At 73.9% G+C, this 17,738-nt stretch carries 13 protein-coding genes; 6 read left to right on the top strand and 7 right to left on the bottom strand.

Features of this window, described 5'->3' with window-relative positions; all coding sequences use genetic code 11:
• Positions 1–122: 122 nt before the first annotated feature.
• The 3 genes from ABZY44_RS28760 to ABZY44_RS28750 all read right to left on the bottom strand — a co-directional run bounded on the left by ABZY44_RS28760 (position 123) and on the right by ABZY44_RS28750 (position 2,767).
• Positions 123–1,160, bottom strand: a complete 1,038-nt coding sequence (locus ABZY44_RS28760; protein ID WP_356658798.1) for a hypothetical protein — start codon at positions 1,158–1,160, stop codon at positions 123–125.
• 122 nt (positions 1,161–1,282) lie between these two features.
• Positions 1,283–1,765, bottom strand: coding sequence for a DUF456 domain-containing protein (locus ABZY44_RS28755; protein ID WP_356658796.1), 483 nt, complete (start codon positions 1,763–1,765; stop codon positions 1,283–1,285).
• A gap of 24 nt (positions 1,766–1,789) precedes the next feature.
• Positions 1,790–2,767 carry a helix-turn-helix domain-containing protein gene (locus tag ABZY44_RS28750; protein ID WP_356658795.1) on the bottom strand — a complete coding sequence of 326 codons (978 nt, stop codon included), beginning with the start codon at positions 2,765–2,767 and terminating at the stop codon, positions 1,790–1,792.
• Positions 2,768–2,971: 204 nt separating this feature from the next.
• On the opposite strand from ABZY44_RS28750, the gene ABZY44_RS28745 reads away from it, so the two are divergent.
• The 4 genes from ABZY44_RS28745 (at position 2,972) to ABZY44_RS28730 (ending at position 11,292) form a co-directional block, all read left to right on the top strand.
• The gene (locus tag ABZY44_RS28745) at positions 2,972–6,778 is read left to right on the top strand and encodes a S8 family serine peptidase (RefSeq protein ID WP_356658793.1); all 3,807 of its coding nucleotides are present in this window, start codon (positions 2,972–2,974) and stop codon (positions 6,776–6,778) included.
• A gap of 575 nt (positions 6,779–7,353) precedes the next feature.
• Complete coding sequence (locus ABZY44_RS28740; RefSeq protein WP_356658791.1) at positions 7,354–8,886, top strand: protein phosphatase 2C domain-containing protein; 1,533 nt, start codon at positions 7,354–7,356, stop codon at positions 8,884–8,886.
• 66 nt (positions 8,887–8,952) lie between these two features.
• Entirely contained in the window at positions 8,953–10,695 is a 1,743-nt protein-coding gene (locus ABZY44_RS28735; protein WP_356658789.1) for a pyruvate dehydrogenase, read from the top strand.
• Between the two features lie 147 nt (positions 10,696–10,842).
• Positions 10,843–11,292, top strand: coding sequence for an ATP-binding protein (locus tag ABZY44_RS28730; protein WP_356658787.1), 450 nt, complete (start codon positions 10,843–10,845; stop codon positions 11,290–11,292).
• Between the two features lie 85 nt (positions 11,293–11,377).
• On the opposite strand, the gene ABZY44_RS28725 is transcribed toward ABZY44_RS28730, so the two are convergent.
• A complete protein-coding gene (locus tag ABZY44_RS28725) occupies positions 11,378–12,445 on the bottom strand; it encodes a DUF2637 domain-containing protein (RefSeq protein ID WP_356658785.1) in 1,068 nt (355 codons plus the stop codon).
• A gap of 350 nt (positions 12,446–12,795) precedes the next feature.
• Positions 12,796–13,665: a (2Fe-2S)-binding protein gene (locus ABZY44_RS28720; RefSeq protein ID WP_356658783.1), complete on the bottom strand. Its 870-nt coding sequence runs from the start codon at positions 13,663–13,665 to the stop codon at positions 12,796–12,798.
• Between the two features lie 117 nt (positions 13,666–13,782).
• Here ABZY44_RS28720 and ABZY44_RS28715 point away from each other — a divergent pair, with 117 nt between their 5' ends.
• On the top strand, positions 13,783–14,442 hold the full coding sequence (locus tag ABZY44_RS28715) for a GntR family transcriptional regulator (RefSeq protein ID WP_356658781.1): 660 nt from the start codon (positions 13,783–13,785) through the stop codon (positions 14,440–14,442).
• A 136-nt stretch (positions 14,443–14,578) separates the two neighbouring features.
• Here ABZY44_RS28715 and ABZY44_RS28710 read toward each other — a convergent pair whose 3' ends face one another.
• Positions 14,579–15,355 (bottom strand): hypothetical protein, encoded by a 777-nt coding sequence (locus ABZY44_RS28710; RefSeq protein ID WP_356658779.1) that lies wholly within the window; start codon positions 15,353–15,355, stop codon positions 14,579–14,581.
• Between the two features lie 210 nt (positions 15,356–15,565).
• Complete coding sequence (locus ABZY44_RS28705) at positions 15,566–17,248, bottom strand: PucR family transcriptional regulator ligand-binding domain-containing protein (protein WP_356658777.1); 1,683 nt, start codon at positions 17,246–17,248, stop codon at positions 15,566–15,568.
• Between the two features lie 254 nt (positions 17,249–17,502).
• Between ABZY44_RS28705 and ABZY44_RS28700 the strand changes: the two genes are divergently transcribed.
• The coding region (locus tag ABZY44_RS28700) for an FAD binding domain-containing protein (protein ID WP_356658775.1) at positions 17,503–17,738 on the top strand (236 nt) is incomplete at its 3' end.

Genomic DNA, 17,738 nt, shown 5'->3' with positions numbered 1-17,738 from the left:
CGGCCCCGCACCGCATCGGGCCCGCGACGTACGTCCCGCGGCCGAAGCCCCGGTCCACGGGACCAGGACCGGTCCGGCCCCCGACGGCCCCGTGCGCGCGAGGTCGGGCCCGTGGGCGCGGGTCAGTGCCACGGCCCGGCCCAGTACGCGGCCCGCACCTCGCCGTCCGCGAAGTCCTGGCGCGGCAGACGAAGGCCGAGGGACTGCTCCAAGGCGTGGAAGTACAGCTCGAACGTGTGGGTCAGTCCGGGATGGTCCAGCTCGGCACGGCGCACGGCCGCGTTGAGGAAGTCCAGTTCGCCGCCCCGCAGATAGGGGGCGCGGCCGCGTTCGTACCAGATCAGTTCCAGGATGCCCCAGCCGTCGTCGACGCGGCGGCCGTCCCGCTCGTAGTCGAGGGTGTAGATGGCCTTCGCGGAGGTGGCGGTCAGGCGCACGGTCTCCCTGATCCCGAGCGCCGCGTACGCCTCCTCGTCGGCGAAGGACCCCGTCGGCGTGTCGTGGTAGAGCAGGAACGTCCACCCGCCCGCCTCCCCGAAACAGCAGCTCTCCCCGTGGCGGTCCCAGTGGGCCCGGCCGCCGTCCACGGCCCGCAGGTCCTTCAGACGCGTGCCGGCCGCAACCTGCCCGGGGTCGGCCCCGTACAGCAGGGCCAGCCGCTCGGCGTCCACGGTCTGCCCCGGTGCGGCGCGGAAGAAGGCGAGGGTCGTGTACGGGTCCTGCTCGCGCCAGGACCTGGCTATCCAGGCGAGCCCCTCCAGCGGGTCGCGCCCGCACGCCTCGACCGTCCCCGCGTCGTCCAGGCCCCCGCTGCGGAACCGCCTGCCCCACACCGGATCGATCCGGTCCAGCGCGTCGGCCACCTCCCCGAGGCCGCCGCCGCGCCGCCGCATCGCGGCCTCGGCGATGAGGTAGAGGGCCTGTTCGAGGTCGCGGGTGGCGAAGACCTCCCGGTAGGGGCCGTGACGGCCGCGTACGGTGCCGTCCTCGTCCAGCAGCAGGCACAGGCCGTCGTCCCCCGCCTCCTCGGCGCGCTCGGCGCACTCCTCCAGCTCGTCGTCCGAGAGCGCCACGGGCGGCAGCCCGACCTCGTGCAGCGGGGGGTGCCGCGCGGCCGTCCGCTGCCAGGCCTCCGTAAGGGTCCGCTCGGTGATCTTCATGCCGTCAGCATAGGGAGGGCCGACAGCCGGCCCGCCCCCGCGGCCGGTTCGGTACCCGCCCCGCGCGTGCGTCTGCCCCGCCTTCGTCCGAGCCCGGTCCCGCGCCGGACCCCGTACGGGTCCTAGGCCCACAGCAGTGTCCCCACCCACGCGCCCACCACCAGCAGGCACGCGAACAGCTCCACCAGCACGCTCGTCCCCACCGCCCGCATCACCGCCCGGACGGAGGTCCGCGCCTCGCCGTCCGAGCCGAGCCGCAGCCGCTCGCACACGTAGATCCCGCCCACGAAACCCGGGACCGCCCCCACCACCGGCACCAGCACGAAGCCCAGGACCGCGCCCGCGCCCGCGTACGCCGCCATCCGGCTGGTGACGCCCACTCCCCGGAGCCGGCGCGGCGGCAGCAGCCCCTTCACCACCTGCACCACCAACAGCAGGGCCGTCGTGGCGGCCAGCAGGGTCCACGCCGCGGACGACTGCTCGTGCAGGGTCCACCACAGCACCCCGGCCCACACCAGCCAGGTCCCCGGGAGGCCCGGGACCAGCACCCCGGCCACTCCGAGCAGCAGCACCAGCCCCATCAGGAGCAGCGGAGGCAGATCCATCTGCTCAGCCTGCCCGACGCGGGGCTACCGGGCCACCCAGCCCCGTTCGTACGCGTGCCAGCCCAACTGGAGCCGCGTCGTGACCCCGGAGAGCTCCATCAGGCCCTTCACCCGCCGCTGGACCGTCCGCAGGCCCAGCTCCAGGTGCTTCGCCACGCTCGCGTCCGTCATGCCCGCCAGGAGCAGCGTGAGGATCTCCAGGTCCGTGGCGTCGGGTGCGCCGTCGCCCTCCTCCGGGGCGCCCGTGGAGCCCAGCCGCAGCGGCAGCGACTCCCGCCAGACCGCCTCGAAGAGGGCCCTCAGGGATTCCAGCAGGCCCGACGCGTGCACGACCAGCGCCGCCGGCTCCGCGCCCCGCGCCGTCAGCGGAACCATCGCGAGCGTCCGGTCGGCGATCACCAGTTTGGTCGGTACCTCGGCCGTCACCCGGATGTGCTCGCCGCGCGCCAGCGCCGTCGAGGCCTCGCGGATCCCGCTGGGCCCGGCGAGCACCTCCCGTTCGATGACGACCCGGTACGCCACGCCCCGTACGGAGGCCCGGTCCTCCGCCTCGTTGTCCGTGGCGGCGACGACCTGCGGCCGGCCGGTGACCAGCGCGCACACCTCCTCCGTCGCGCCCAGCTGGAGCTGGTGGAAACGGTGCGCCACCGCGCTCGCGCCCGTGACCACCTCCACCAGGTCGTGCACGGCCGGTTCGGCGGCCTCCGCCCGGTACTCCTCCGCCAGCAGCACCGCCGCCAGCTCCGCCTGCTCCAGTTCGTGCCGCTGCTGGGTGAGCAGCGCGCCCAGCGCCACTCCCGGCGGGGCGGCCACCCACCGGCCGGGCCGGGCGGAGGACTGGGCGGCGAGCCCGTGCCGTTCCAGGTGGCGCAGGGCCCGCTCCGTCTGCTGAAGGGGCAGCGTCAACCGGTGCGCGAGATCGGGTATTTCCGCCGCGCCCAGCGCGACCAGCGCGCGGTAGGCGGACTCCTGTCCCTCGTCGAGACCTATCGCTCCCAGCATCGCGTCCCACCCCAAACTCTCTCGGCGCCGTTCCTGGCGGGAAGCGGCCACGGCGCAAACCCGCCTGCGACATCATCGCCGTACCCCCCGCCTCTCTGCCAAGGTGACGCCACCGCAGCACCAATATCCGCTGGCCCGCAGCCATTTACGGGGCGATTTCGCCGCGCATCGAAGTGGTTGGCCGGAATTCATCTGGGGAGAGCGATGCGCCCGATATCGCGTACGGCACTGGGAGCGGCCCTCGCGGCCGCCTTGGCCGTCACCGCCGTGGGTCCGTCCACGGCACAGCCGGGAGAGGGGGCGTCCGGAGCGGGTAGCGGAACGGCGAACAGACCCCTCACGGGGAGCGAGGCGGCCGCGAAGCAGCCCACCACCCCCGTCACGGTGACCCTGGTCACCGGCGACCGCGTCCTGGTCTCCACGGACGCGGCCGGCCGCACCGCCGCCACCGCGATGCCCCGCGAGGACGGTTCGCAACCGGTCGTGCAGACCCGCCAGTCGGGCAAGGACCTGTACGTCTACCCCGAGAGCGCCGTCGAGGCGATCGCCGCGGGCAGGGCCGACGAGGAACTCTTCAACGTCACCGGCCTGATCCGGCAGGGCTACGACGACGCGCACACCGGGAAGCTTCCGCTCATCGCGGTGTACGAGGACTCCGCGCGCGTCGCGCGCAGCGCCCCGCCGGTCCCGCGCGGCGCCGAACAGTCCCTCGTCCTCGGCTCCATCGGAGGCGTCGCGCTGGCCGCCGACAAGGCGAAGGCCGCGGAGTTCTGGGCCGTCGTCACCGGCAGCGCCACCAACGCCCACACCCGGTCCGCGGCCTCCGCCCCGCTGAAGAAGCTGTGGCTGGACGGCAAGGTCCGGGCGAACCTGGAGCGTTCCACCCGGCAGGTGAACGCGACCGCCGCGTGGGCCGCCGGATTCGACGGCACGGGCACCAGGGTCGCCGTCCTCGACACCGGCACCGACCTCGAACACCCCGATCTCAAGGGCCGGATCGCCGAGGCGAAGAACTTCACCGACTCGGACACGGCCGAGGACCGCCAGGGCCACGGCACCCACACCATCTCCACCGTCGGCGGCTCCGGCGCCGAGAGCGGCGGAGCGAAGAGGGGTGTCGCCCCCGGCGCCCAGCTGCTCAGCGGCAAGGTCCTCAACGACTCCGGCTACGGCCTGGACTCGTGGATCATCGCGGGCATGCAGTGGGCCGTGGACAGCAAGGCCGACGTCGTCTCCATGAGCCTCGGCGACCCCTCCCAGCTGTCCTGCGACGACCCGATGGCCGCCGCGACGGAGGCCCTGGCCCGGAGCGGCAACACGCTCTTCGTCATCGCCGCCGGAAACTCCGGCCCGGGCGACAACACCGTCTCTTCGCCCGGGTGCGCGCCCAGCGTGCTGACCGTGGGCGCCGTCGACCGCGACGACACGACCGCCCCCTTCTCCAGCCGCGGCCCGGCCGGAACGCAGCACACCCTCAAGCCCGAGATCGCCGCCCCCGGCGTCGGGATCTCCGCCGCCGCCATGGGCGGCCGCGGGGTGTACGCGTACCAGTCCATGTCCGGCACCTCGATGGCCACCCCGCACGTCGCGGGCGCCGCCGCCGTCGTCAAGCAGCGCCACCCCGACTGGACCCCGCAGCAGATCAAGGCCGCGCTGGTCGGATCCGCGAACACCGCGATCGCGGGCGACGTACGGGAGACCGGCGGCGGCCGCCTCGACGTCAAGGCCGCCCTCGACACCACCGTCACCGGCGCCTCCTCGCTCCAGGGCGGCGCCTACGCCTGGCCGCAGGACCGCAGCGACCGCGGCAGCGTCGAAGTCCCGTACACCAACACGGGCGGCGGGCCCGTCACGCTGAACCTCGCCGTCGAGAAGGTCACCGGCAACGACGGCTCCGCCGTCCGCGGCCAGGTCGCCCGTCTGGACCGGCGCACCGTCACCGTCCCGGCCGGCGCCACCGTCAAGGTGCCGCTCGCCCTGGACCCCTCCGTGAAGCTGGAGCGCTCCCAGTACGGTGACGTCACCGGCCGCGTCGTCGCCACGGCGAACGGCGTGCACGTCTCCACCCCGTTCTCCCTCTACGTGGAGCCGGAGACGGTCACCCTGCGCGTCAAGCTCGTCGACCGCGACGGCAAGCCGGCCGCCGGCCCGTCCTCGCTGGACGTGATCGGCACCGACGACGCCACCGGCAGCCGCCGCTTCAACGAAGGCGCGGTCGACCAGGTCTACCGGGTCCGCCCGGGCGCGTACTTCCTCTCCGCCTTCGTCGCCACCCCCGACGCCGGCGAGAACGCCACGATGACCGACTCGATCACCTACCTCGGCCGTCCGCAGACGGAGGTCAAGAAGGACACGGTGATCGTGCTGGACGCCCGCAAGGCCGCCCGGCTGAGCATCGAGACCGACCGGCCGACCGAGGCGCGCAGCACCACCCTCGCCTTCTCCCGCTCCTGGGACGAGGTCTGGCTGCACGCCGGCACCGCCATGGGCGGGCGCACCGTCCGCGGCTACTACGCCTCCGTCGAAGGAAAGGCGAAGGACGGCGCGTTCGAGTTCGGCAGCTATTGGCGGGCGGCCGCGCCGCTGCTCTCCGAGCTGAAGGCGAACGGCGGCCCGCTCCTGCACCCGATCACCGCCTCCACCGGCAGCGACAACCTCGACGGCACCGGCAGCGCACCGCTCGTCGACGCGGGCACGGGTACGCCGCAGGAGCTCGCCGCCATCGCCGCCAAGGACGCGATCGTGCTGGTGAGGACGGCCGACGCCTCGCTCTACGAGGCCGCGCAGAACGCGAGGGCGGCCGGGGCCAAGGCCGTCCTCGCCCACCGCGACGCACCCGGCCGCTGGCAGGGCTTCACCGGCTACGCGGGCGGATCGCTCCCGGCCATGTCCATCGAGGCGGGCGAGGCACGGGCCCTGCTGGCCGAGCTGGCCGCGGCGCCGCAGGGCGGGGTCACGCTGAACTGGAAGGGCAGCGCGAAGAGCCCGTACGTCTACAACCTCGCCCAGATCGAGAAGGGTCCGGTGCACGGCGACCGGACCTACCGGGTGCGGGACCGCGAGCTCGGCGCCGTCGAGTCGGCCTACGGGTCGATGGGCGTCGCGGCCGACTTCGTCGACATCACCGGGGCCTACCGTCCGCTCGGGACCGCCGTGTTCTTCGGCAGCATCGACACCGTCGCGGTGCCGGGCAGGCGCACCGAGTTCTACTCCGCCGGGGACACGGCCTGGGAGCACCTGGTCGCCAGCAGCTTCCCCTGGGGCGAGTTCATGACCGACCGGCAGCGCACGTACGGGGCGGGATCCCGGCGCGCCGAGAACTGGTACGACGGGGTCGTCGGCCCGGTCGCGTCGCGCGACACCGCGGGCAAGGAGCAGCTGGCCGCCGAGCGGCAGGGCAACCTGATCGGGTTCAGCTCCGCGATGTGGGGCGACAGCGGGCACTACGCGCAGCAGGGCGGCTTCGGTGACCTCGGCAACGTCTCGCTCGAGCGCGACGGCGAGCCGATGGGCGACAGCGGCTACCCCTCCGGGGTCTTCGAGGTCCCGGCCGGGGAAGCCACGTACCAACTGACCCAGCAGCTGGAGAAGTTCGGCCAGCCGGCCCGCACCTGGCAGCGCTCCTCGGCGATCCGCACCACCTGGACCTTCCGCTCGAAGCTGGACGCGGCGCAGTACTCGCAGGCGCTGCCGATCCTCTTCCCGCGGATCTCGGCCCCGCTGGACGGGATGAAGACGCTGGCCGCGGCCGACGGCCAGAAGATCACCCTCGGGGTCAGCGGGCACGCGGGCTACGCGCCCGGCGCGCTCAGGTCCGCCGCGCTGTCGTACTCGTACGACAACGGTGAGCACTGGACCGAGGCGAAGGCCGGCGAGCAGGGCGGGCGGTGGACCGCGACCGTGGACCACGCCGGGGCCGCCGGCCGGCAGGTCATGCTCAAGGTCGAGCTGACCGACGTGAACGGCGCTACCGTCACCCAGACGGTCGCGCGGGCGTACGACATTCGCTAGGTCGTACGGCTGAAAGGGGGAGGGTCCATCGGACGGCGGTCCGATGGACCCTCCCTTTTCGTGAGTTCGCCGGATTCCGTCCCGTCGGGAGCCCGAGAATGAGGGGCATGAGTCAGCAGGGTGCGGGTGCGGGCGCGGAAGACTGGTGGCAGAAGCTCTACGAGGACCCCGAGACGGGACCGGAACCGGATCCCCGGGACACGCTGGACCACCGCTTCCGCTCGGCGGCGGTCCTGGTGACGGAACCGGCCGCGGGGCCCCCGGCGTCGGCCCCTGCGGGGGCCTCCGATCCGCCGCGGGGGCCGGACCCCGACTCCGGGCCCGGGCCCGGCTCCGGGCAGCCCGGGCCCGGCCGTGCCGCAGTCGCCGGCCCTGGGACCGGCTCTGGTTCCGGTCCCGAGTCGGGCGGCCCCGGCTCGGGGCCCGAGCCGGGGCGCAGCTCTGCCTTCGGTCCTGGGTCCGGCCCCGGCTCTGTCCTCGGTCCTCGGTCCGGCCCCGGCTCTGTCCCTGGTCCTCGGCCTGGCTCCGGCTCTGACCGCGATCTGGGCCCCGGCCCCGTGTCCGAGCCCTGGCCCGTGTACACCGCCTCCGATCCCGGGCCCGGGAACGCGGAGCCGGAGTCCGGGCCCGAGTACGCCGAGCCCGAGCCCGAGCCCGAGCCGGGCCCCGCATCCGCCGGGTCGCTGCTGCCGCCGCCGCGGGACCCGCGGGAGGGCGGGCAGACCTGGTACGCGCTGGGGGACGTCGCCGTCCCGCCCGCGCTGCCGGCCGACGACCCCGAGGAACTGTCCGCCCGGGGTTGGAGGCTGGGGGACGACGCGCCCGCCGTGGTGCCGATTCCCCAGCAGGGGGGCTCGGCCGGTCCGGAGCGAGGCTCCGGCTCCCTACCGCAGGCGGCCGGCCGGGCCGAACCGGGCGGACTCGCCGGTCGGAGCGATCAGCCCGGACCGGGCGGACCTGGCGGACCGGATGGATCGGGCGCGAACGACAGCCGGCGCCGGCTCGACGGTGAGGGCCGGCTCGGCGGACCCTCCGACGCAGCCGGCCAGGGCCGAGCGGCCGGACCCGCCGAATCGGCGGGGTCCGCTGCTCCCGCCGGATCCGAAGGGGCGCCCCGATCCGGCGTGGACGGCGGCGGGTCCCGCACCGGTCCCGGCCTCGCAGCCGGAGCAGCCGGAGCAGCCGGGTCAGCCGCGTCAGCCGGGCCGGCGGACCGGGATCCGGCGGACCCGTCGGGGCTCCGGTACCCCCTCCCCCCACGGCCAGTGGTCACGCACCTCGGGGACCGGCCGCCCACCTACGCCGCCGAGCCCGTCGCGCTGCCCGCCGCCGATCCGGCCGGGATCGACGCGCTGACCCCCGACACGGTGCTCGAGGGGGCCCAGTACGGCGGCTACACCCTGCGCGCCGCCTCGCTGCGCGGGGACTCCGCCCGGTTCCGCGGCGAGTCCCGGAGGGACTTCCTGCTCACCGCCCGCTTCGGCAGCGGACCCGATGCCCTCGTCCTGGTCGTGCTCGCCGGAGGGGACCGGGCCGCGCCCGGCGCCGCGGCGGCCGCGGCCGAGATGTGCCGCCTGGTCGCCGGCGCCGTCGGGCGCAGCCAGGAGCGGTTGGCCGAGGACATCCGCGCCGGGCGGCGCGACGCCCTGCGCTCCGGACTCCAGCGGCTCGTCGACCGGGGCTACGGCCGGCTGCGCGCCCGCGCCGCCGAGCTGGGCCTCGCGGAGGACGCCTGCACGACCGGGCTGCGCGGGGTGCTGCTGCCGGTCGATCCCGGGTGCCACACCCGGGTCTGCTTCGGGGCGGGCCCGGGCGGACTGTTCCGGCTGCGCGGCGGACAGTGGAGCGATCTGGAGGAGGAGGCGGCGCCGCCGACGGAGACCGGGTTCCGCTTCCGGGCCTCCGTGGCCCGCCCCGGCGACACCCTGCTCCTGTGCTCCGGCGGCCTCGCCGAGCCGATGCGCGAGGAGCAGCCCCTGTCCGCCGAGCTCGCCGCCCGCTGGTCCGAGGGACCCCCGCCTGGTCTCGCGGCCTTCCTCGCCGACGTCCAGCTCCGCCTCAAGGGCTACGCCGACGACCGCACGGCCGCCGCCGTCTGGGAGGCATGACCGGGCGAACCGTGCATGGATGGGAGGCGCAGACGGCAGAGCCGAACCGGAAAGGGCGTTTCCCCCATGGCCAAGCAGAACGTGGCGGAGCAATTCGTCGACATCCTCGTGCGCGCCGGCGTGCGGCGGATGTACGGAGTCGTCGGGGACAGCCTGAATCCCGTCGTGGACGCGATCCGCCGGACCGGCGGCATCGACTGGATCCAGGTCCGCCACGAGGAGACCGCCGCCTTCGCGGCCGGAGCCGAGGCCCAGATCACCGGGACCCTCGCGGCCTGCGCCGGTTCCTGCGGCCCCGGCAACCTCCACCTCATCAACGGTCTCTACGACGCCCACCGCTCGATGGCCCCGGTCCTCGCGCTGGCCTCGCACATCCCCTCCGGCGAGATCGGCCTCGGCTACTTCCAGGAGACCCACCCCGACCGGCTGTTCACCGAGTGCAGCCACTACAGCGAGCTGATCTCCAACCCCGAGCAGATGCCGCGGGTGCTGCAGAGCGCCATCCAGCACGCCGTGGGCCGCAGCGGGGTCGGCGTGATCTCCCTGCCGGGAGACATCGCCGGCCTGCCCGCCCCCGAGAAGAGCATCGAGCACGCCCTGGTGACCGCCCGGCCGACGGTGCGGCCCGGCGACGGGGAGATCGAGAAGCTGGTCCGGCTCGTCGACGAGGCGGACAGGGTCACGCTGTTCTGCGGCAGCGGCACCGCCGGCGCGCACGCCGAGGTGATGGAGTTCGCCGCCCGGGTCAAGGCACCGGTCGGGCACGCGCTGCGGGGCAAGGAGTGGATCCAGTACGACAATCCGTACGACGTCGGCATGAGCGGGCTGCTCGGCTACGGCGCGGCCTACGAGGCCACGCACGAATGCGATCTGCTGATCCTGCTCGGCACCGACTTCCCCTACAACGCCTTCCTGCCCGACGACGTGAAGATCGTCCAGGTGGACATCCGGCCCGAGCACCTGGGCCGCCGCTCCAAGCTGGACCTCGCGGTCTGGGGCGACGTACGGGAGACCCTGCGCGCGCTGAACACCCGCGTCAAGGCCAAATCGGACCGCCGCTTCCTCGACCGGATGCTGAAGAAGCACGCGGACGCGCTGGAGGGCGTGGTGAAGGCGTACACGCGGAAGGTGGAGAAGCACACGCCCATCCATCCCGAGTACGTGGCCTCCGTCCTCGACGAACTGGCCGACGAGGACGCCGTTTTCACCGTCGACACGGGCATGTGCAACGTCTGGGCGGCGCGCTATCTTTCCCCGAACGGCAAGCGCCGCATCATCGGCTCCTTCAGCCACGGTTCGATGGCCAACGCCCTCCCGCAGGCCATCGGCGCTCAGTTCACCGATCGCGGACGTCAAGTGGTGTCGATGTCGGGCGACGGCGGCTTCTCCATGCTGATGGGAGATTTCCTCACCCTGGTGCAGTACGACCTCCCCGTCAAAGTGGTCCTCTTCAACAACTCATCGCTCGGAATGGTCGAGTTGGAGATGCTGGTTTCCGGCCTGCCCTCCTACGGAACGACGAACAAGAATCCCGACTTCGCGGCGGTCGCCCGCGCGGCCGGGGCGTACGGCGTCCGCGTCGAGAAGCCCAAGCAGCTCACGGCGGCTTTGAAGGACGCGTTCAAGCACAAGGGACCCGCCCTGGTGGATGTGGTCACGGACCCCAACGCGCTGTCCATTCCGCCGAAGATCAGCGCCGAGATGGTGACCGGATTCGCACTGTCGGCCAGCAAGATCGTGCTGGACGGCGGGGTCGGGCGGATGCTCCAGATGGCTCGATCCAACCTCCGCAACGTGCCGCGCCCCTGAGCCCGTAGGCGTGCGGAATTTCTCAGAGGGCATGCATCCCGTAGGCCTGTTCGAGAGGCGGGCCGTCCGGCAGCGGGTCATACGGGGAGGTACATCGCCGTGCGGGTGAGGGCGAAGACCGGGAAGCCGTGGAAGAGAGGGCGGCCGGTGGCGCGTGAACCGGCGGCCGCGGACGGGGGAGCGGTGGACCCGGCGGGGATCACCCGCAGCGTGCGCCGGGCGGACCTCAGGGCCGTGGGAGAAGTCCGCAGGGCGCTGCGGGAGTTGATGCGCCACCGTTGCCGGCTCGAGGCCGCCGACGTCGCCGAGTTATTGGTCACCGAGCTCGTCACCAACGCCCTCGTGCACACCGATCAGGGTGCTGAGGTGTCCGCGACCCTGGCCCGCGCCCGCCTGCGGGTGGAGGTCCGGGACTACGCCGCCCGCAGGCCCCGGCCGCACGTACCGTCCGCCGACGACGGTACGCACGGCAGGGGACTGGTGCTGGTGGAGGAACTGGCCGACGCCTGGGGCGTGGACGCGCTGACACCGGCGCTGGGCGGGGGCAAGGTGGTGTGGTTCGAACTGGACAGCAGGACCGATGCGGGTTCCGCCTGAGGGTCGGGCGGGACCCGCGCCGGAAGTCGGGAAGTCCGGACATCCGCGGCTGCGGTGCGCGGCTGCTCCCGGCTCCGGGGCACGGTCAGCCGAACTGCTGCTCCAGGTCCTTCAGTTTGCGCTCCAGCGAGTCGAGCCGGGGGAGCGTCTGGGTGTCGTCCTCGGCGGTGAGGTCCACCGTCCGGGAACTACCGGCCGCCTCGGCGGTGTCCGCTCCCGTCACGGCCTGCAGGGAGGGCCGGCGGCGCAGGGGCAGTTGACCCGCGTCCGCTATGGCCGGCTCCGCGCCGACCGGCGCGGAGCCCGTTCCGGGGGCCAGCCCCGGCATGTCGACCTGGCGGGCACGGGCCACGCGCCCGAACGCCCGGTTCTGCCGGCCGAGCGCCTTGATGTGCGCCCGGTCCAGACGGTGTTGCTCGCGCCTGCGGTGCCGGTCCTGTTCCTTCTCCTTCTTGTCCTCGCGGACCTCGTCCACGGCCTCGTCGAGGGTGCGCACCCCCTCCAGCAGCATCAGCGACCAGGCACCGAAGGTCTCGCGGGGGGCCCGCAGCCAGCGGACCATCCGGATCTGCGGCAACGGCCTCGGAATCAGGCCCTGTTCGCGCAGGGCGGCCCGGCGGGTCTGCTTCAGGGCGCGGTCGAAGAGCACGGCCGCCGAGAGCGACATGCCGGAGAAGAACTGCGGAGCCCCGTCGTGGCCGATGCCGCGCGGGGCGTGCACCCAGTTGAACCAGGCGGCCGCGCCCGCGAACAGCCAGACCAGCATGCGCGAGCCGAGGGCGGCGTCGCCGTGGCTGGCCTCGCGGACGGCGAGCACCGAGCAGAACATGGCGGCGCCGTCGAGGCCGAAGGGGACCAGGTACTCCCAGCCGCCGGAGAGGTTGAGGTTCTGCCGGCCGAAGCCGACCAGTCCGTGGAAGGAGAGCGCGGCGGCGACCGCCGCGCAGCAGAACAGCAGCACGTAGGAGGCGGTCCCGTAGACGGCCTCCTTGCGCCGCCGCCGCTCCTCGCTGCGCTCCCAGCTGTCCTCGGCCGCCGCGGCCTTGTCGCCTTCGCGCTTGCCCCGGGCCAGCACCGCCACTGCCGCAAGTACGCCCAGGATCAGCAGGCTGCCGGGCAGCAGCCAGTCCAGCGATATGTCGGTCAGTCTCATGCGGATGTCCTTGCCTCGCGTATGCGGCTCTTCGGCTTGTGGCCGGTGCGGCTTTCCGGGCGCCATAGTGGCGCAGCCGGTGCGCGGTACACGCGGGTTTCGGGTCAAGTGGACGCCATCGGGGGGTGGAGCCCGCCGGATAGGGTGTTGGGATTCGAACTCATGCTCGTGAGTACCGAGTTGAGTTCGATTCGCGGTCAGCCGGACGGGTGGGTTCAGGCGACGGAGGCGATGTGGCGCCCCCGCGTGAGTGGGTGAGTGGGGTGGTGGCAGTGTGCCGACGGCGGCCGGCTCGGCCATCGGTGGAGGGGCCCGGCCGGACCCGCCGGCGCGGGCGCGGCGCCACGAGGTCAGGCGGCCGTGGCCGCCTGCTCCGTCAGGCGCGCCACGCGGTCCGCGTCGCAGGTGCGGGGGCAGGTCACGCAGGTGTCCTCGGGGCGGATCGTGTAGAAGAAGCAGCAGCTCGCCCGGTCGCGGGTGGGCAGCTCCCGGCCGTCCGGGCCCACGAGGCGGCGGAAGCCGGCGCCGCCCGTGTACGGGGCGGTCGTGCCGGGGAGGAGCAGCTCCAGTTCGCGCATGGCCCGCCGCTCCTCGGCCTCGCCGAGCAGGTGGCCGATGTACCAGAGGCTTTCGACGACCTCGTCGGTCACCATGCCCCACTGGGCCCGCCGGCCGCGCCGCAGGCGTGGGCCGAAGCCCTCGAGCACCGGCCCGAGGTGCCGGGCCACCGCGGCCCGCACCTCCTCGCGCAGCGCCTCCTCGTCCGGGACGACCCGCGCCCCGGGGAGCGCGGCGGCGGGATCGTCCGGCAGGCAGGCGAAGGACTCCGCGCGGACGGCCATCCGGCCCTGGGTCCGGTGGAAGGACACGCCGTCCGGGGGCAGCAGGGGCACGCGGCGGTCCAGGAACCAGGGCGCCGTGATCAGCAGGCACGCGGACCACGCGTACCGGTGCAGCCCGAAGCCCGCCACCACGTCGGGCCGGGCCCGGCTCCCGTAGTCGCGCAGCACCTGGGCGTCGTCCCACGCGAGGAACGCGTCGAGGGCCTCGCCGCCCGCCGCGAGCTCCTCCGCGCCGACCCACCCCGCACCGCGGGGGGAGGGTTCGTGGGCGGCGAGCTCGGTGACGCGCAGGCCGCCGTAGGCCCGGGTCAGCCGTGCGTAGGCGTCCGCCGGGGGAGAGCCGTCCGGGGCGGGCGCACTGGCGGGGCTGACGGCCATGACGGTCATGGTGGGACCACCGAATCACACGATCGTTAACAGGTTAGCCTTACCTTACTCGACCTCCGGCGGGTTCGGGATACCCTCTGGTCAGGCCTTGACCCGTAGGAGGACCGAGTGCGTGACACGGCCCGAGCCCGGGTTCCCGAACAGCAGACGCGGAAGGTGTCCCGCCATTCGGTGCGCGGACAGGTCCTCGACGCGCTGCGCGCGGCGCTGTTCGACGGCAGGCTCGCCCCCGGGGAGATCTACTCCGGCCCCGCCCTGGGGGAGCGGTTCGGGGTCTCGGCGACGCCCGTGCGCGAGGCGATGCAGCAGCTGGCGCTGGAAGGCGCGGTCGAATGCCTGCCGAACCGGGGCTTCCGGGTGCTGACCCGGACCCCGGTCGAGCGGGCCGAACTGGCCGAGGTCCGGGCGCTGCTGGAAGTCCCGGTGATGCTGCGGCTGGCCCGTACGGCCGATCGGGCGACGTGGGCCGAGCTGCGCCCGGCGGCGCTGGCCGCGGTGCGGACGGCGGCGTCGGGGGACCACGCGGGGTACGCGGAGGCCGACCGGGCGTTCCACCGGGCGGTGCTGGGGCTGGCGGGCAACGGACAGCTCCTGCTCGTGGCGGCCGACCTCCACCGCCGCGCCCAGTGGCCCGAACCGGGCCCCTCGAACCTCCGGGCCCGCGCCCTCGCCGCCGACGCGGCGGAGCACGTGGCCCTGCTCGACGCCCTGACCGAGGGGGACGTCCCCCTCGCCGAATCCCTGATCCGGTCCCACTTCGTCCTGTGACGCGGTGCTCGCGGCGGCGGCTGCCGGTGGCTGCCGGCGGGGCCGGCCGCGCCGCCGCCCGGGCCCGTCCGTCCCCGGGATCCCCTGGGACCGGGCCGTCCGGCGGGGCCGGACCGCCCGCAGGACGATCCCGGCGTCAGGAAGGCACGGCCGGGTGGAGCTGGTCGGCGAGCCACGTGGGGATGCCGCCCAGGAGGTGGAACAGCCTGCGGGCCTCGGCCCGCAGGCGGGCCGCCTCCGGCTCCGGTTCCGCTTCCGCCAGGGCCGCCAGCGCCGGGGCCGTGCCCACCAGGAAGCCCAGGTCCTCGCGGATGCGCAGGGACTCCGCGAAGCCCTTGCGGGCCTCGGCCACTTCCCCGTCCCGCAGGGCCAGCGCCGCCAGGTGGCGCCACGTGAAGGACAGCAGGAGGGTGTCCCCGTGGACGAGCGCCCCGGCGTGGGCCCGCTGGTACGCGGGCAGCGCGGACTGCGGGGCGTCGGCCAGGTGCTCCGCGACCAGGCCCCGCCGGAAGTCCAGCAGCGGCCGGGTCCGCGATCCCGGAGTGAGCAGCGCCGCCGCCCGCCCCAGCGCGGAGCGGGCCTCGTCCGCTCGGTCGCGGACGCCGAGCACGGTCGCCGCGTACGCCAGGTGGCCGCGTTCGCACGCGGCCGCGCCCCGGTCGTCGTCGTCCCGGGCCACCGCCTCGGCGATCCGCAGCGCGTCCTCGGCCTCGGCCCATCCCTGCCCGGTGAACAGGCAGCGTTCGACCAGCAGCCCGGTGCGCTGAACGGCGGCTCCGGCATCGTGCAAGTGCGGCGTCAGCAGGGCCGCCGCGTCGGTCCAACAGCCGCGCGAGCGCAGCCGCCATATCGCCCGCTGGAGGGGGTCGTCTCCCCCGGTAGTTCCGGCACCGGACATGGCGGTATCCGCCACATTGCCCTCCCCAAAGCAACCAAGCAGCACGTCGTTGAGCCCTGGGGCGAAATGAGAGCACGGATCGGCGGGTTCGGCCAAGGGGTCGGGTGAACTCTTTCACAAAGTCCGGACGGATCATCAGTCGGCCCCGCTCGGCCCCGACCCGCCGCCGAGGGGAGCTGTACCGGATCCCGACCGGCTCCCCGGCCGGTCAGGAGGCGCGGAGCCTCAGCTCATCCGCAGGGCGAGGAAGAAGTCGAGCTTGTCCTCGAGCCGGGAAAGGTCCCGCCCCGTCAACTGCTCGATTCGCCCGACCCGGTACCTCAGCGTGTTGACGTGCAGGTGCAACCGCGTCGCGCAGCGGGTCCACGAGCCGTCGCAGTCCAGGAACGCCTCGAGCGTGGGGATGAGTTCCGCCCGGTGGCGGCGGTCGTAGTCCCGCAGCGGGTCGAGCAGCCGGGCCGTGAAGGCGCGCCGGACGTCGTCCGGGACGAACGGGAGGAGCAGGACGTGCGAGGCCAGCTCGTGGTGCCCGGCCGCGCAGACCCGGCCCGGACGGGCCGCCGCGACCCGGCGGGCGTGCCGGGCCTCCTCCAGGGCTCCGCGGAGCCCCTCGGCGGAGTGCACGGCCGCGCTCACGCCCAGCGTGAGCCGGCCGTCGTCGGCGAGCCCGGCCGCCAGGGGCTCGCGTACCGCCGCGAGCAGCGTTTCCGCGTGCAGGGCGGTGTCGGGACCCTTCTCCTCGCCGGGCTCACCGGCCGGTGCGGGCAGGGGTACGAGGGCGATCGCCTCGTCCCCGGCGTGCGCGACGGCGATCCGGTCCGAGGGCTCCGGCCCGGAGACCGAGGGGTCCACGAGGATCTCCTCGAGCACCGACTGGGCCACGGGGCCTCCGGCGATGTCGCCGCCGTCCCAGTCCACCCGGGCCACGACGACCTGCCAGTGCGGGGCGGAACCCAGGCCCGGCAGGAGCACCGGCGCGGCCACCCGCAGGCGGGCGGCGATCTCGGCGGGCGGGGCGCCCGTCTGGACCAGCTCCAGCACCTCCTGGGCGAGGCGGCGGCGCACCGTGCGCGCCGCGTCGCGGCGGTCCCGCTCGACCGCGATCAGCTGGGTGACGCCCTGGAGCAGGTCCAGCCGCTCGGCCGGCCAGTCGCCCGCGTCGGCCTCGACGGCCAGCAGCCAGTCGGAGAGCACGCTCTCGCGCACGTCCCGGGGGACGGCCTGGCCGGCCCCGCCCCGGCCGTGTCCCCTGATCGGGAACAGGGAGTAGGTCATACCCTGGAGGGAGATCCGGTGCGGGCCCCGGCGGCCCGTCCGGACCGCCGCGAGGTGCTCGCCCGCCAGTGACGCGCAGACGCCCGGTGCCAGCGGTTCTCCGGCACCGGCGATCTGCCGGCCCGTGGGGGAGAGCACCCAGGCCCGGAGGTCGAGGTCGGTGGTGAGCAGGTCGAGCACCACGTCGGGGCCCCCACCGGCGGGCCCGGACGTCATCAGGCGGCGGTGGCGGTCGACGACGGCCGCGAGGTCGCCCGCCCGCTCTCCCGAGACCTGGCGCACGACGTACTCGGTGATGGTGGCGAATGCAACGTCCTCGTTCACGGCGAACAGCGGCAGACGGTTGCGCAGACAGGCCGAGACGAGATCGTCGGGGATGTCACCCAGCTCCGCCTCGCCCGCCGCGAGCCCGGCCACGCCCGCGCCGGCGAGGATTCGTACGAACGGCTCGGAGTCGGCTGAATTTCGTCTCCATGCCAGGCCAGTGAGGACGAGCTCTCCCCCGGAGAGGTATCGGCTGGGATCACGCAGGTCGGTCGTCATGACCCCGCGGACCGTCCGGTCGAGTTCTTCCTGGCCGCCGAGCAGCCGCAGCCCCAGCGCCTCGGTCTCCAGCAGTGCGCGAAGCCGCATGATGTCGCCGCCGATCTGTCTCGAATGTTGCCCTTGGAAATCGGGCAGGTCGTCGCATCCTGCCTTTCATACGAATCTACAAGACGAGGGAGGCCGTCAGCCAACTCCTTCATGGTTTCGGTGACTGCACCCGGGGGAGGGGCGGCCGGTGTACTGAGTCCACACCGCGTTAACAGCACGTGAACGACCAGTCGAGGGCCCGTGGGCCTCCTGGCTTGAAGTGAACGACCCGATTGAGAAGAAGAGAGCCACACATGGACTTCCTTCGCCCCGCCAGCTGGGAGGAGGCGCTCGCCGCTAAGGCCGAGTACCCCACAGCTGTGCCGATTGCGGGTGGCACCGATGTGATGGTCGAGATCAACTTCGACCACCGTCGGCCGGAGTACCTTCTGGACCTGAACCGCATCGGTCTCCTGCGGGAGTGGGAGGTCGGCGAGGACGTGGTCCGTCTGGGCGCCTCCGTCCCGTACACGCAGATCATGGAGAACCT

It is taken from the genome of Streptomyces sp. NPDC006544, assembly GCF_040611715.1.
Lineage (GTDB): Bacteria > Actinomycetota > Actinomycetes > Streptomycetales > Streptomycetaceae > Streptomyces.
This window is presented reverse-complemented; position numbering and strand designations above follow the sequence as displayed.

Coding starts and splice junctions, on each gene's coding strand:
- ABZY44_RS28725 (WP_356658785.1), bottom strand. CDS start 12,445: ATGAGACTGACCGACATATCGCTGGACTGGCTGCTGCCCGGCAGCCTG.
- ABZY44_RS28705 (WP_356658777.1), bottom strand. CDS start 17,248: ATGCGGCTTCGCGCACTGCTGGAGACCGAGGCGCTGGGGCTGCGGCTG.
- ABZY44_RS28745 (WP_356658793.1), top strand. CDS start 2,972: ATGCGCCCGATATCGCGTACGGCACTGGGAGCGGCCCTCGCGGCCGCC.
- ABZY44_RS28720 (WP_356658783.1), bottom strand. CDS start 13,665: ATGGCCGTCAGCCCCGCCAGTGCGCCCGCCCCGGACGGCTCTCCCCCG.
- ABZY44_RS28760 (WP_356658798.1), bottom strand. CDS start 1,160: ATGAAGATCACCGAGCGGACCCTTACGGAGGCCTGGCAGCGGACGGCC.
- ABZY44_RS28750 (WP_356658795.1), bottom strand. CDS start 2,767: ATGCTGGGAGCGATAGGTCTCGACGAGGGACAGGAGTCCGCCTACCGC.
- ABZY44_RS28755 (WP_356658796.1), bottom strand. CDS start 1,765: ATGGATCTGCCTCCGCTGCTCCTGATGGGGCTGGTGCTGCTGCTCGGA.
- ABZY44_RS28735 (WP_356658789.1), top strand. CDS start 8,953: ATGGCCAAGCAGAACGTGGCGGAGCAATTCGTCGACATCCTCGTGCGC.